Below are 13,692 nucleotides of genomic sequence, written 5' to 3'. Positions count from 1 at the left end.
TCTATTTACCAAAACGTTTCAAATGATTTATAGATGAAATCAATTAATTGTCCAGGTCCCGGCATTTCTGGAAAGATAACGAGCAAAACAGCAAGAACCCAGTTAAGCAACATCAACAAAAAAAAGGTAATTTTTACTTTTCTCCCATTTTTATTCAACTTGGGCCATTGGTATAAAAAGATAAGCACCAATATAACTGTTACCCCTAATATCCCTCCAATCTTCATTGTTCAACACCTCTTTGACGTTTTCCAGTTGCCAAACCGGTTCTTTTGATCTTTACCTTCGTTTCAAAAGAAACGGCTACTTGTGGGAAAATTTCATTCCATTCGTCTTTCTTTTGTTTCCATATTTGTGGATATTTACTCTGAAATTCATTAGCAAAGCCGAAAATATCAGAATTTAACTTTTCCTGTACTTCCGAGAAAGCTAACCGCTCTCTTTGTTCAATTTCATCAGCAACCTTTTGCTTAGACCTTTTTATGACCTTTGAATTGAATAAGTTTAGTTTTGTCGTATTTTGTACAACTTCAAGGTCTGCGTTTGTTTTGATGTGCATGCTCCATTGACCATTCTTTATGGAAGGGATCAACTCAGTATGGCTTCTTAATAATTTCAAGGAGATGTAGCCATTTTCGTCGTCAATAGCAATCGTAATCATACCAGATTTAATCTCATTTCTAGGCCAAAGAATACCCCTTGTTTCTTTATCGTCTAATCTTCCTACCATTTTTCCTTCCTTAAAAATGGCTGCCCCATTAATGATTGGAATTTCCTTTTTCTTATCCATTAGGGATGGGGGAAGTTTTTCAACCCAAGGAAGTACGGCTGGAGCAGATTCACCTGCTAGCATCTGGGATAAATCCTTCACTGTCACTTTTACACCTATATGTGTTTTTACGATTTTACGTAGTTGTTTTGCGGCGTCTCTTTCCAATTCAGGCTTGGCCCCCAAAACAGACTTTGACCTTCCTTTCGAAACAAAAACATCGGCACGTATACGAGGTTCCGAATGTCGCATCCAAAAATCAATTTCATCACTTATTCCTGCTTTTGCTAATTTTTCACCAATAATGAGCACCTCATTTTGCCCCCAAAAAACCTCCCTTGTGAGTTCTTCCTGGAGTCGCGCCATCGCATCCGCAATGGTTTCTCCTTCAGCTGACCTAACAAATGACTGACCACTGCTGGAACCGCTGGACATCCCGGACTGTTGTCCGCCTTGTGAGCCTCCCGGGATATAAATTTGGGCCGATAATTCGATATTTTTGTTTTTGCCCTTATCTATACCTGCTGCCAAAATGAGAGCTAAATCATTCACCTCAGTGCGGTCCCAACATCCTGTTAGGAAAATCGAGGTCAAGCAAAGCAGAAGCATTAAGGTCATAGTCTTCTTAATAGGTCTGATCATACAACTCAACTTTCGCCACCACCTTTGCTTGGACCGGGCTTTAGGTTACTGGACTGACGCCTTAGGTTACTAGTATCCTTTGAAATAAATTCAGGACGTGTATCCATGGCCCACCAAGGGGCTCGAATCAGGACATCCTTCAAATTTTGAATCTTAAGAGGCGCTGTCGAATTGAAATATGGTACACCAAAGGACTTTAGGGTACACATATGTGCGACAATAGCGGTAATACCGATCATGACACCTAATAAACCTAACATTCCGGAAAAAATCATGATAGGAAAGCGCAGGATTCGAATCGATATGCCGGTCGCATATCTTGGCATTAAAAACGATGCGACACCTGTAATGGCGACTACCATGACCATCGGTGATGAAACCAGTCCTGCCGCAGTCGCTGCTTGTCCGATGACCAGGGCTCCGACAATACTAACAGCAGCGCCAACCTGTTTTGGTAATCTCACACCTGCTTCCCTTAGCGCCTCAAAAGTGATTTCCATAATAAACGCCTCAATCAATGCCGGAAAAGGGATTTGTTCGCGGCTTTGAGCAATGGTTAAGAGCAGTGTGGTTGGAAGCATTTCTTGATGAAACGTTAAGATTGCCACATATGCTGATGGAGCGAGCAAAGCGATAAAAAAGAATATATATCGCAGCCAACGGATCAAGGTACTGATGTAAAACGGATTATAGTAATCTTCAGGTGCCTGCATCAGACTTGCGAACGTACAAGGAGCAATTAATGTAATAGGGGTGCCGTCAATCAAGATTACAACACGCCCTTCCAAAAGGCAGGCACTTGCTACATCCGGCCGTTCCGTTGTTAAAACTTGTGAGAAAGGAGAAAACGGGTGATCTACAATCAATTCCTCAATATATCCGCTTTCTAAAATGCCATCAATCTTAATTCGCTTTAGCCTGCTTGTCACTTCATCAACTAATGTGCTGTCGGCAATCCCTTCGATATAAGCAACGATGACTTGTGTTTCTGTGTAACGACCAATATCCATTTGTTTCATTCTTAATAACGGATGACGAATTTTCCTGCGTAAAAGGGAGGTGTTTACTCTTAAAGTTTCAATAAAACCTTCTCTTGGTCCCCGTATGACTGATTCCGCGTCTGGTTCCATAATGCTGCGTTTTTCCCACTTCGGCAACCCAATGGAAATTCCGTTTGTTTCATTTTCAATTAAAATAATCGAGTTACCAATTGAAATTTGTTTAAAAATATCATTAATCGAGTAAATGTCCTTAATATCGGAAACCGATATTTCCTTTTTTGTTTTCTCAAATATTGCACCATGTTCATGGTTTTTCATCTGAATAAGCGGCTTAAGCACATGCTGATCGACTTCTTCAGTATTTGAAAGACCATCTATGTAAAGAAGAACCGCATTAATGCTGCCGCCGATACTAAATTCACGAAATACCACATCAGAGCAATCTTTATATGCTGATTTTAGTACTTCTATATTTTGATTTAACTCCGTATGTAGAGGGATTTTTGGTAATGTATCCAACGATTCATTCAATTGTATATTTTGAAAATGATCTTTCTTCTTTTTCCATATCCCCGAAAATTTCATTAATTGGTTCTCCTTAGTACGTTTTAAGTGTATTTTTTGCACAATCTGTGAAGATTATTCTTATTTTCCAATTTTTAGATGCTTGAAAGTATGACGAATTTTGTCGTGCAATTCCCAAAGAAATATTTAAAAAAGTTTGCATACAAAAAGCCCAGTTTTGCAGCTGAGCCGAATACTTATTTCTTCTTATTTCAGAACAAGCTTTGATACACATACAAAAGCCCCTCTTTGGACGTATATCTTATTGCAATTTGTCTTTATAAACCCCTAACCAATTTATCCAAATGGTAACCTATGATCCCAAAAAGCATTACCAATTTGTAAAAATGGGACTATTACCATCGACGGTAGGTCACGTCTTTGACGAGTTAATACATATGATTTATTTCAATGATCCCTCGTACTCCTTGACTAACTTATAAAAAGTCGTCCTTTTCCTTCATCGCTTTAACAGCAGTCATCTCCCCTGCTTTCCAACGATCATAGACTACTCTGAATTCTTCAGTCACCTCAACTTTAGGTCGACCAAATACTGTTCCATTTTGCATAGCCAAATCAATACCCTCTGCTGTTTTCGAATTCGCTCCCGCTCTACTTCCACCAATCCAGGAAAGAATCTGCAAAACGAGATCGGCTATGAAAGTCCCTAGGCTATCCTTAATTTGAGTCGTATCAAGCAGTGGCATATCCAACACCACAGAGTCAGCCTGGATGTTCTTAGTGATTTCATTCCACTCCTGTAAAATCTCTTCTTTGTTTCGTCCAAAGCGATCCAAGGAATGGATATATAAGACATCTCCTTTTCTCAACATTCGTTTAAGCAACTGATACGGAGTTCGATTAAAATCCTTTCCACTTTGTTTGTCCATGAAAATATCTCGTTCGCCTATTCCCTTTTCTTTCATGGCTTCAAGTTGTCGTCCCTCGTTTTGATCCTTGCTGCTAACTCGTATGTATCCAAACTTTCGAACGTCATTTTAATCTCCTTCATTTTGGTTCTTTTTCTATAATTCTATCAATAGGCGTTCACAAAAGTAGATATAACTAAACAGACGTTCGTAAATTAATTTTAAAGTTTACGAACGTAATTATTGAAAGAATTCAAACAAAAAATACCCATTCGAAAAAGTGTACTTTTATGAACGGATAAATTCCTTATTAGAATACTTTTACAAACGCTCTGACAGGGTAATTGTATTAATAGATTCAACAAAGTTTAATAAAACCTTTTTCCAAAAAGTATGTGATTTGGATGCTATTGATATCGTTATAACGGAAAAGGAAGTAGGAGAAAACATGCAAGAAATACTTGAAAGGCATGGGGTGGAAGTGATCGTTGGGACGTAAATTTTTAGCATACGGAGCCTGGCCCTTTGTCCCACACTTGGGTAAATTCAACAAAATGAATGAATGTGCCCTAGCTTTTTGTGTGTGGCCCAAAAAACGATAATGTTAGCGTTCATTATAATGGGCCCTGGAAGAAAATCACATTTTCCTGACGCTACCCCATGCCCATCAAGCTAAAGAAATGAATTTCCCCCAAAATGAATAAACGTTATTCTTTCAGTAAAAAACTCGAAAAGGATGACGTTTTTTCATGATTCTCTCGCTATCTGAAGAATTACATCTATTCTCACAAGAATTACAACGCTTTCTATCTCCAGTAGTCCTACAAGACATTGCCAAACAAGTTGGCTTTGTAAACGATCTAGTAAGTATCAAGCAAACGAACTCATCGCCCTTTGCAGATGGCTCAGTCAGGAAGTCTCTAGCACATCACGGTTAAGAAGCTTCTACAGGGGTACTGATGAGCCTGGAAGGACTGAATCAACGCTTTAATCCAGCAGCCATCACATTTCTTCGAGAAGTTTTTACTTCTCTTCTCACACAAAAATTCTGTTCCATTCAATCGCTTTCTGCACACATAATGTCTGCTTTCAATCGTATCCGTATTTTAGATGCGACAGTATTTCAGCTGCCTGATCAATTCGTCGCAGACTATCAAGGTTCAGGTGGGAGCAGTAATACGGAAGGCGTGAAAATCCAATTGGAATATGATTTACTCAGTGGTCATTTTCTTAACGTGCAGCTTGGACCAGGAAAGAATAATGATAAAACATACGGTACCATCTGCCTTGAAACCGTAGAGGCAGGCGATTAATGTTTGCGCGATCTTGGTTACTTCGATTTAGGAGACTTACAAGCCATTCATGATAAAAAGGCTTACTATATCTCACGGTTGAAGCTGAATACACGCATTTATATCAAGAACCCTGAGCCAGAATACTTCAAAAATGGCACGTGGAACGATGCGACTGCCCGTCGCAAAAAAAGGGGGATGGATTTCACCATTCCCTTTTTTACTAGACGCTAATCTTATTTGACGTTTTTTATTTAGTAAATTTTGGTTTAAGATCACCTTTATAAGGTTCATGCTCAACGAATACAATTATGTCCTTGCCATCTTTGTCTTTACCAGTTCTTTTATACGTAAATTTATTATTATTAAGTTCTGTAAGTTCAAGAGCGGCACCATACTTATTATCTCCAATTGATACATGGGCTCTAATTTTATTTTCGTGTACAATATCGAAGTAGCCATAATCACCGCGGCTTTTTCCTGTTTCAATGTTGAAAAATTCATATTTATTCGTTTTGTCATCAAATTTTGCCAGACTTATAAACATCGAATTATACTTTGTTACATCATTGCCGTCTTCATCTAATATCTTTGTTCCGTTCCAAAGGGTACTACCTAAAATTTTATCTCCATCAACGTCTTTAACAATATCTCCTGTAGTAGTGTTCAACTGCTTGTCCGGATCAGTGAAAGACAGCTCTTTTTCTTTATATGGAACATGTTCAACGAATACCTCTACATCGTTACCATTAGCATCTTTCCCCACTCTTTTATAAGTAAAAACATCTTTATTTATTTCTGTTATGTCAACAACAGCTTGATAATTCATTGATTCTGAAATTAATATTCTCTTCTTCCCATCATTTGTGATAAAGAATGTTCCTTTATCGCCACGACTTTCACCTGTCTTAGCATCAAAAAATTCATATCTTCCTGTTTTCACATCATATTTCGCAAGGCCAATGAAGTTTGCATTCTCTTTTGTTAAGTCATTATTATCTTTGTCATACACTCTTGTACCTTGCCAATTTGTACTACTAAGAATGTTAGCCATTTCCTGACCTTTGGTTAACTTATCTTCCTTTTTAGTCTTCTTAACAGCTCGTTCTTGCTTCTGTTCACTATGATTTTCTTGGGCGTTAGCGTTGCAACCTGTTAAAAATAATGTGAATCCGAGCATTATTGATGTTATTGCTTTTGCTTTTTTGTTCATTTTTATCGTCTCCTCATTTTCTTATTGTGGTATATTTTAGATTATCCTAATAATTAAGCAGTAATACGGTATTGATTTTACTTGGAAGCTTATACAATCTGGCTATTTTGCTCCTGCTGTTAACAAAATTTGTTCAATAACTTTAATCTCTTTCTCACGTGCATATTGCAAAGGAGTTACATTATTTCTATCCGGAATGTTCACATCCGCCCCGTGATCGATTAGCAGTTGTATGGCTCGCTGTTGTCTTTCACCACCGTTATACAACACGATAGCTTCGATTAATGCGGTCCAACCGAGATCATTTACATGATTTACATCAATATCAGTCTTGGTGAGAAGCTCCTTGATGACATCTATATGACCATGTTCTGAAGCAGGAATCAATGCAGTTCCTCCATAACGGTTAATCTTCGCCGGATCCGCACCTGCTTCGATCGTAAGTTTAAGAATTTCAACATATCCTTCTGCACCGGCATATAAAAAAGGAATGTTTTTACATGTTATCTTGAATGTTGACGTCAGCCCCCGCTTTAATCAAGACTTTAGCGGTTTCGACATCATTATTATAAGTTGCGATCATAGTAGCAGTTCGTCTTTCTGAGTCCTTTGTATTTATATCGACACCTTCCTCAATCAATCTCTTTATTGTTTCTGTTTCCTTGCGTTCTGCAGCTTGAATTAATTGTTCATTTATATCTATTTCTACCCTTATCTCTTTTTCCTGTGTATTTGGTTCTGCAACATTATCTGAGATACATCCCTGAAGGAGGATAATGCCTCCAATAACTATTGTTAACTACCTCCACATCAAATTCACCTGCCTATCGTTCTTTTATTATTTTTTGCTATTAACTTGAAATGAAAAGGCTCAGATCCCCTCAATGAACTTAGTTACTACTTCTATTATGTTAGTACCCAAATGTAAACTCCCTCTAAATAAATTCTTAAAAAAGATAAACTTATTCTTAAAATTTCTTCATGTTTATAAAAAAATAACCGCCACCTTTGTGACGGGTCTAAAACACATTATTTAATTTAAACATTGAATCGGTATCCGGCTCCCCAAACGGTTTCCAATAATTTCGGCTGTGCAGGGTCTCGTTCAATTTTCCCACGTATTTTCCTGATATGAACGGTGACCGTTGAAACATCTGCAGCTGACTCCAGCCCCCAAATCTTTTCATAAAGCTGTTCTTTGCTCAATACTTGGTTCGGGTGCATCACAAAAAACACGATCAAATCAAATTCCTTTGTCGTAAACGGAACTTCTTCTCCGTTAAGATAAACTTTGCGTGCTGACTTATCGATTGAAATTCCATGAACGAAAATCGTATTTGAATTGGTTGGGTTCCCTGCTAAACGTTCATAGCGCGCTATATGTGCTTTCACTCTAGCTACCAGTTCGCTTGGACTAAAAGGCTTTGTAATATAATCGTCTGCCCCTAAACCGAGACCCCGAATTTTATCGATATCCTCTTTTTTAGCCGATACAAACAAGATAGGAATATTTTTAACTGCGCGTATTTGTTTACATATCTCAAACCCATTTACTCCTGGAAGCATGATATCCAAAATAATTAAATCATAATGTTCTTGAAGAGCCAGTTGGAGTCCTGCATCACCATTATGTTGAATATCGACGCAAAAGCCATTTATTTCCAAATAATCCCTTTGCAATTCTGCAATGCTAATATCATCTTCAATAAGTAATATTTGTTTCACATTTTTCCACCTTTCTTTAGAGAAAAGAATATACTCGTACCTTTACCTAACTCACTAGTAGCCCAGATTTCCCCATCATGCTCCCCAATAATTTGCTTTGCAATCGCAAGTCCTAAACCGCTTCCGCCTGTCTGAGAATTTCTCGATTGTTCTGCACGATAAAAACGATCAAAAATATATGGTAAAGCAGAAGGTTCTATCCCTTGCCCATTATCTGTTACTTGTACAACTACATCATATAATTGTTCATGGAGAGAAATAGAAATGTTCTTTTTGTCTTTGTTCATATATTTCACACAATTGCTCATTAAGTTGGCCAATACTCGTTTAAATTTCTCTCTATCCGCTGTCACGTAGATTGGCTTATTCAAAAGATGCAACTCAATATGAATACCTTGCTGAAGTAAATCCAAATAAAGTTCTTCTACGTAGTCTCTCATATATTTATCTAGTTCGACAGTTTCAAAATGGAATGGTTCCTTTTTTAAATCCAGCTTGGAAAATAAGAACAACTCATCAATCAATGAATCCATATCTTTTGCTTTTAAGTACACAGTCGATAAATATTTCTCCATTTTCTGAGGGGTATTTGCTATACCATCCTTAATCCCCTCTACATATCCAATAATCGAAGTAATAGGTGTCTTTAAATCATGGGAAATATTAGACAGGAGCTCTTTTCGATTCTCCTCATACTGAAGCTGAAGATTAACGGATTCTTTTAATTTTATTCTCATTTCCTCAAACGCCCGATTTAATTGTCCGATTTCATCATTCGAAATGGCCTTGATTTCAAAATTTAAATCTCCTGATTTTATTCTTTCGGCACCTTCTTTAAGAATTGAGATAGGCTTAATAATGCTTCGTGAAACTAAATAGTTCAATATACCAATAATCATAATAAACAGAAATAGCAAAAGTCCCGATAAAATTGGAAACAATTCTCGAATGAGCTCAGCATAGGAACTTGCCTTTCTTAATACGAAAATACTTCCTTCACTTTTATCCGGAAAATAAAAATCAAACTTCACATACGTAAAAAAATAGTCGTTGATTTTAATCGTATCTCGCGTATTGATGTTTGTTTCTTCAAACCCGGGAAGGGATTTAATCAATGCCGGTTTGTCAAGAGCAGGGGAAGCGTACTCAACTTTTGTGCCCTTTCTAACAACAATCTCGATATCCTCCTGCTCAATCCCCTTGAGCTCCTTTTCATTTAGGAGCTGTTTAGGATTTTTTTTAGCAAAAAGCTTTAAATCGAGAAATACACTTTCTTCTACTGTTGTCAAAGGTTTTTGTACATACGTTTTTTTGTAAAGATGTTCTATAGATTTTACATCACCTGTTATGGCAAAAATAATTAAAAAACCAGCTGCCAATAATAAAGTGATAGAAAAAAGGATCACCCCAACGTAAGACAACAGAAACCTCATCTTAATTGACATCTTTTTCACTCGCTTTGTTATAAAATTTTCACCAGATCATTCCTTATTCTTAGCATGAAAGATACTTTTGTAAACCACACTATTCAGATAAAAGAAGCTCATTTTTCTAAGATATTAAAAGAACCATATCACACAAATCTTAAAACTTTCTAAAAAATGTATGAAATATTTCTAAACACCTTATAATTAGTGATACTTTATTCTGTAAGGAATCAATGCCCATTGAGTTGTAGATAAACCAACTTGAATAGGAATGGAACAATCATAAAACGAAAAAAAGACTTCCTTAAGGAAAATGCCCTTTAAAGGAAGATCGTTCATCATTATTAAGAGCCTTCTGCTGCTTACGTAAGTTATTGCGGAAAAGCGCACTGGATAGTTTAGGTAAAATTACCTTTCCACACCTCCTTTTAGGTTCTATGAACCTTGTGAATTACCTTATAATTCGTATATCAATTCAGAATTTCAAATTATTAGACGATTGATCTAGCAATTCTAAATCCGATATCATCTATATAAAAATCAGGCATACTCTTGCTACGACAAGTAGCTCCACACCCACGTTCTTCTTCTGCCCAACTTCCTCCGCGGATTATTCTGTAATTACCAAATGTCTCTTCATCGTATAAGTTTCAGTAACACCCCAAATATTTCCAATCATATCATGCAAACCCCATACATTAGGCTTCTTCTTACCAACTTCGTGTAGTCGTTCCTAAGAATTATCTTTATACCAAGCAATTACATCAATTTCACCATACCGATAATCTTTTGATTTCGCCTTACATGCATATTGCCATTCAGGATCTGTCGGTAAACGAAAACCATTAGTACCATAATTGCAAATAACTGCTTTATTTTCATTATCAAAATCGTAAAACCTGTCATAACCCAGTGCATCAGACAGTAATTTATTGCATCTATCCATGAAACATTAACAACTGGTTTTCAAGCCTCAGTCGTCGTTAAAAATTTCTTCCCCATAATAATCGCATAAAGTTCTTCTGTAACCGTATATTTTGCAAGATAAAATGGCTTTATCTCAACATTCCAAATAAATTCCTTTAAATTTTTTCTAATACCGGGCATTCCAAATTTATAGTTTGAACTAATCCATTTTTGCTCGTTCCGAAAATCTCATAGACGGATTTCTCCTTCAGGAATATACACCCTTAAATTTTTTAAGTAGCCATTTAAGTTAGCTGATATTGTACTCGCATATGTTTTCTTTCTGAATCTCCTTACCAAAACTCAACTTCGTTTGCATCGACTTCGTACAACGTCCAGGTAGGTCTTACAATATTTGGTGTTTGTTTTAGCAATACCCTCGTTTTCAATAATTCTTTATCTATGTCTTCACGATGTATCATTTCTTTACTTTGATTTCCCAATAAAGCAATTTCCCTAGCCTCACTCGATCTTTCTAAGAAATCTCTTGAACTTGCTTCTGCTGTCATTTTGGAAGCAACTCCACGTATCCGAATTTGTCTGTCAATTGTTGACCAATTGAACATTAAGGCAACTCTCCGGTTAGATTTCAATTGTTCCCTTTTTCTACTTGTGGCTGATGTTGCAAAGTACCATTTATTTCGTGTTACATTTTTTAGAATTAATATTCTTGCATCAGGTGCACCGGACTCGTCAATAGTGGATAATGTCATCGTATGGGGTTCATAAACACCTTCCTCAATTGCAATGTTTATCCATTCTATGAACAAGTCTGATGGGTATACGGGTAAATCCTTTGTATGAAATTCCGGAAAAGGACCGGCCAATACCAATATGCCACTTTCAATTCTTTTAAAAAAATAGTAATATAATCTAGAAAATTTTTTAGAGATGAGGAAAATTAATTTGATTACAGATGGAAATCTAGCGAATAAAGAGCAGCCAGAAAAAATCACTCAGTACAAGACGCATTCCTACCTAATGAAAATGAGGGGAAAAGGGCGGAGTCCTTTGAAAGTAAATGTGAAAGATGTTATAACTGGTTTTATTGGTGGGACTTTCACAATTATTATTCTGTATTTATTATCAATGTTTACATCGTCACCAATATTAATTGCTTCATTTGGAGCAAGTTGTGTATTAGCTTTTTCTCTTTGGAACTCTCCTTTATCACAACCAAGAAATATAATCGGCGGACATTTCATATCAACTTTAGTCGGATTAATTGTTTATCATGTATTTGGAAATGAACCTTGGTCTCTCGCCTTAGGAGTCGGATTAGCAATCAGTTTGATGATGTTAACCAAAACAACACATCCTCCAGCAGGAGCTGATCCGATTATTGTGATCCTTGGTACTTATACTTGGGAATTTTTATTTACACCAGTATTAATAGGCTCTATTGTCATTGTGCTCGTCGCATTATTCATTAATAATTTGCGAAAGGAAAGAAATTATCCGGTGTTTTGGATATAACAAATGAAGTAATTCCTAAAAAATCCTCCCAGTCTTATAACTGAAAGGATTTTTTATACTACTCCAGATAAATGTTACAGATAACCAGCACTATAACGACTAAACATATTCATGAATTTTCCCTTTAAGAATCGGTATAATTATACATAATATACATATATTACTATGTAAAGTAAGGTATGAATATTATTTTTGACTCTGTTTTTCTCTATATCCTTACTTTGGACGTGAGATCACCTTCTTATGTTGCCCCCCTCTTCAATTAGGTTCAACATGAACATGGACAGCATATACATCATGTATTTTCATTAATTCATTTTCAACTCTTGTTGAAATATCATGAGCATCTCGAATATCCAAATTAGAATTTACAAGAAGGACGCACACCTTGGGCTCCGTCGATGGAAGTGTTAAGTAACGGACTGGAAATGGCTTTCTTTGCAGCTTCCGCAGCGCGATGTTTACCTGTTGCTCAGCCAATGCCTATTAAGGCAGACCCTTTATTGGACATGATTGTTTTCACGTCAGCAAAATCAATGCTGATTAAACCTGGTACAGCAATTAAATCCGATATACCCTGGATACTTTGGCGAAGAACATCATCCGCTTCACGAAATGCTTCAAGCATGGGTGTATTTTTATGTAAAATCTCTAATAAGCGATCGTTTGGAATAACAATTATGTGTCCACTGCTTTCTTCATTGAGGCGATTCCGACTGCTGCTTGTGTTGCACGCTTATAGCCTTCCAACGCAAACGAAAGTGTTACAACGCCAATGGTTAGTATATCAAGCTCACGGGCAATTTGAGCAATAGCGGGGGTAGCACCTGTTCCAATACCGCCGCCCATTCCGGCTGTAACGAATACCATGTCTGTACCTTTTAATGCTTCTTGGATCTGCTCTTTGCTTTCTTTAACTGCTTTTTACCTATTTCTGGATTTACCCCTGGTCCTAAACCTCTTGTCAATGTTGCACCGATTTGTATCTTGATCTCTGCTTTTGATAAATTAAGAGCTTGTGCATCTGTATTAACAACAATAAATTCTACACCTTTAACTCCATGCTCGATCATAAGGTTAACGGCGAATATCCACGAAAATGTAGGTACTATCCCCAAATACAAGAAAAGTGCGAGTCAAAAGTTTGTTTTTGATTTTATATTATAAATGTATGAATTTTGGCTAGTTTCATACATTCATCACAGTATGAACTCCAATATGCTTTGCGTAATGAATGGAAAGCTGAAACCCCCACTCAATTAATCGAGTGGGGGTTTCTATTAGTTTCACCTACTAGATCATAGTCAAAAAAACGCAAACTTGATATTCTTTTATTTTTCTAAGGAAATTTTAAGGTACTTCTTCTATTTCTTTAAACTCGAGTGGTTATGATACAACTATCAACAAAACAAGGAGGTTATCAAAATGAACTTGATGACAATGCTTTTAACAGGTGCTTTAATCGCAGGTGGTCTAGGGGCTCATGCAGTGCTTGATAACCAGCCAATAGCGAAATCAACCATTGCACCCTCACAATCTATTAATGAATTACAAGCAAAGACTATCGCCTTAGACACATGAAAAGGCGGTCTAGTAACGAACACTCAAACCATTGAGAATTACGGGATTAAAAAATACGAAATTTCTATTGTAAATCAAGATACAGAATATGTCGTGGATATTGATGCATCAACAGGTGACATTTTGAAAATTGATCAAAACACAAAAGATTGATAGGACCATGGTAC

General features: G+C 36.8%; 10 protein-coding genes and 6 pseudogenes. 4 read left to right on the top strand and 12 right to left on the bottom strand.

The genetic code is table 11. The annotated features are described in order from the left end of the window. Positions 1–5 precede the first annotated feature (5 nt). The 4 genes and pseudogenes from HNP81_RS17625 to HNP81_RS17610 form a co-directional block, all read right to left on the bottom strand. Complete coding sequence (locus HNP81_RS17625; protein WP_182503465.1) at positions 6–227, bottom strand: hypothetical protein; 222 nt, start codon at positions 225–227, stop codon at positions 6–8. After that, entirely contained in the window at positions 224–1,411 is a 1,188-nt protein-coding gene (locus tag HNP81_RS17620; protein ID WP_246399430.1) for a Ger(x)C family spore germination protein, read from the bottom strand. The genes HNP81_RS17625 and HNP81_RS17620 overlap by 4 nt, the downstream gene beginning before the upstream one ends. Before the next feature lie 5 nt (positions 1,412–1,416). Then, positions 1,417–2,997 carry a spore germination protein gene (locus tag HNP81_RS17615; protein ID WP_182503463.1) on the bottom strand — a complete coding sequence of 527 codons (1,581 nt, stop codon included), beginning with the start codon at positions 2,995–2,997 and terminating at the stop codon, positions 1,417–1,419. Between the two features lie 382 nt (positions 2,998–3,379). Beyond that, positions 3,380–3,950: pseudogene (locus HNP81_RS17610) on the bottom strand (recombinase family protein). 644 nt (positions 3,951–4,594) lie between these two features. On the opposite strand from HNP81_RS17610, the pseudogene HNP81_RS17605 reads away from it, so the two are divergent. Continuing rightward, positions 4,595–5,314, top strand: a pseudogene (locus HNP81_RS17605) (IS4 family transposase); the annotation flags it as partial. A gap of 73 nt (positions 5,315–5,387) precedes the next feature. On the opposite strand, the gene HNP81_RS17600 reads toward HNP81_RS17605, so the two are convergent. The 6 genes and pseudogenes from HNP81_RS17600 to HNP81_RS17575 all read right to left on the bottom strand — a co-directional run bounded on the left by HNP81_RS17600 (position 5,388) and on the right by HNP81_RS17575 (position 11,295). Next, complete coding sequence (locus HNP81_RS17600; protein ID WP_028390940.1) at positions 5,388–6,350, bottom strand: DUF4822 domain-containing protein; 963 nt, start codon at positions 6,348–6,350, stop codon at positions 5,388–5,390. Positions 6,351–6,452: 102 nt separating this feature from the next. Further along, positions 6,453–7,143: pseudogene (locus HNP81_RS17595) on the bottom strand (ankyrin repeat domain-containing protein). A 245-nt stretch (positions 7,144–7,388) separates the two neighbouring features. Next, the gene (locus HNP81_RS17590) at positions 7,389–8,075 is read right to left on the bottom strand and encodes a response regulator transcription factor (RefSeq protein ID WP_182503462.1); all 687 of its coding nucleotides are present in this window, start codon (positions 8,073–8,075) and stop codon (positions 7,389–7,391) included. After that, on the bottom strand, positions 8,072–9,520 hold the full coding sequence (locus HNP81_RS17585) for a sensor histidine kinase (RefSeq protein WP_182503461.1): 1,449 nt from the start codon (positions 9,518–9,520) through the stop codon (positions 8,072–8,074). The genes HNP81_RS17590 and HNP81_RS17585 overlap by 4 nt, the downstream gene beginning before the upstream one ends. A gap of 473 nt (positions 9,521–9,993) precedes the next feature. After that, positions 9,994–10,609, bottom strand: a pseudogene (locus HNP81_RS17580) (formylglycine-generating enzyme family protein). Between the two features lie 152 nt (positions 10,610–10,761). Then, complete coding sequence (locus HNP81_RS17575; protein WP_246399415.1) at positions 10,762–11,295, bottom strand: pyridoxine/pyridoxamine 5'-phosphate oxidase; 534 nt, start codon at positions 11,293–11,295, stop codon at positions 10,762–10,764. Positions 11,296–11,449: 154 nt separating this feature from the next. Between HNP81_RS17575 and HNP81_RS17570 the strand changes: the two genes are divergently transcribed. After that, positions 11,450–11,944, top strand: coding sequence for an HPP family protein (locus HNP81_RS17570; RefSeq protein WP_152534758.1), 495 nt, complete (start codon positions 11,450–11,452; stop codon positions 11,942–11,944). A gap of 258 nt (positions 11,945–12,202) precedes the next feature. Here HNP81_RS17570 and HNP81_RS24730 read toward each other — a convergent pair whose 3' ends face one another. After that, positions 12,203–12,331, bottom strand: coding sequence for a cation transporter dimerization domain-containing protein (locus HNP81_RS24730; protein ID WP_376766763.1), 129 nt, complete (start codon positions 12,329–12,331; stop codon positions 12,203–12,205). Continuing rightward, positions 12,327–13,029 (bottom strand): annotated as a pseudogene (gene ftsZ, locus HNP81_RS24460) (cell division protein FtsZ); the annotation flags it as partial. The pseudogene ftsZ and the gene HNP81_RS24730, both read right to left, overlap by 5 nt. Positions 13,030–13,369: 340 nt before the next feature. Here ftsZ and HNP81_RS17555 point away from each other — a divergent pair. Both HNP81_RS17555 and HNP81_RS24725 read left to right on the top strand, forming a co-directional pair. Then, on the top strand, positions 13,370–13,525 hold the full coding sequence (locus tag HNP81_RS17555; RefSeq protein ID WP_182503460.1) for a hypothetical protein: 156 nt from the start codon (positions 13,370–13,372) through the stop codon (positions 13,523–13,525). Positions 13,526–13,546: 21 nt separating this feature from the next. Further along, positions 13,547–13,678 (top strand): annotated as a pseudogene (locus HNP81_RS24725) (PepSY domain-containing protein); the annotation flags it as partial. Positions 13,679–13,692: the final 14 nt, after the last annotated feature.

The sequence above is a fragment of the Peribacillus huizhouensis genome, assembly GCF_014138605.1.
GTDB lineage: Bacteria > Bacillota > Bacilli > Bacillales > DSM-1321 > Peribacillus > Peribacillus huizhouensis.
This window is presented reverse-complemented; position numbering and strand designations above follow the sequence as displayed.

Coding starts and splice junctions, on each gene's coding strand:
- HNP81_RS17585 (WP_182503461.1), bottom strand. CDS start 9,520: ATGTCAATTAAGATGAGGTTTCTGTTGTCTTACGTTGGGGTGATCCTT.
- HNP81_RS17625 (WP_182503465.1), bottom strand. CDS start 227: ATGAAGATTGGAGGGATATTAGGGGTAACAGTTATATTGGTGCTTATC.
- HNP81_RS17600 (WP_028390940.1), bottom strand. CDS start 6,350: ATGAACAAAAAAGCAAAAGCAATAACATCAATAATGCTCGGATTCACA.
- HNP81_RS17570 (WP_152534758.1), top strand. CDS start 11,450: ATGAAAATGAGGGGAAAAGGGCGGAGTCCTTTGAAAGTAAATGTGAAA.
- HNP81_RS17615 (WP_182503463.1), bottom strand. CDS start 2,997: ATGAAATTTTCGGGGATATGGAAAAAGAAGAAAGATCATTTTCAAAAT.
- HNP81_RS17555 (WP_182503460.1), top strand. CDS start 13,370: ATGAACTTGATGACAATGCTTTTAACAGGTGCTTTAATCGCAGGTGGT.
- HNP81_RS17620 (WP_246399430.1), bottom strand. CDS start 1,411: ATGATCAGACCTATTAAGAAGACTATGACCTTAATGCTTCTGCTTTGC.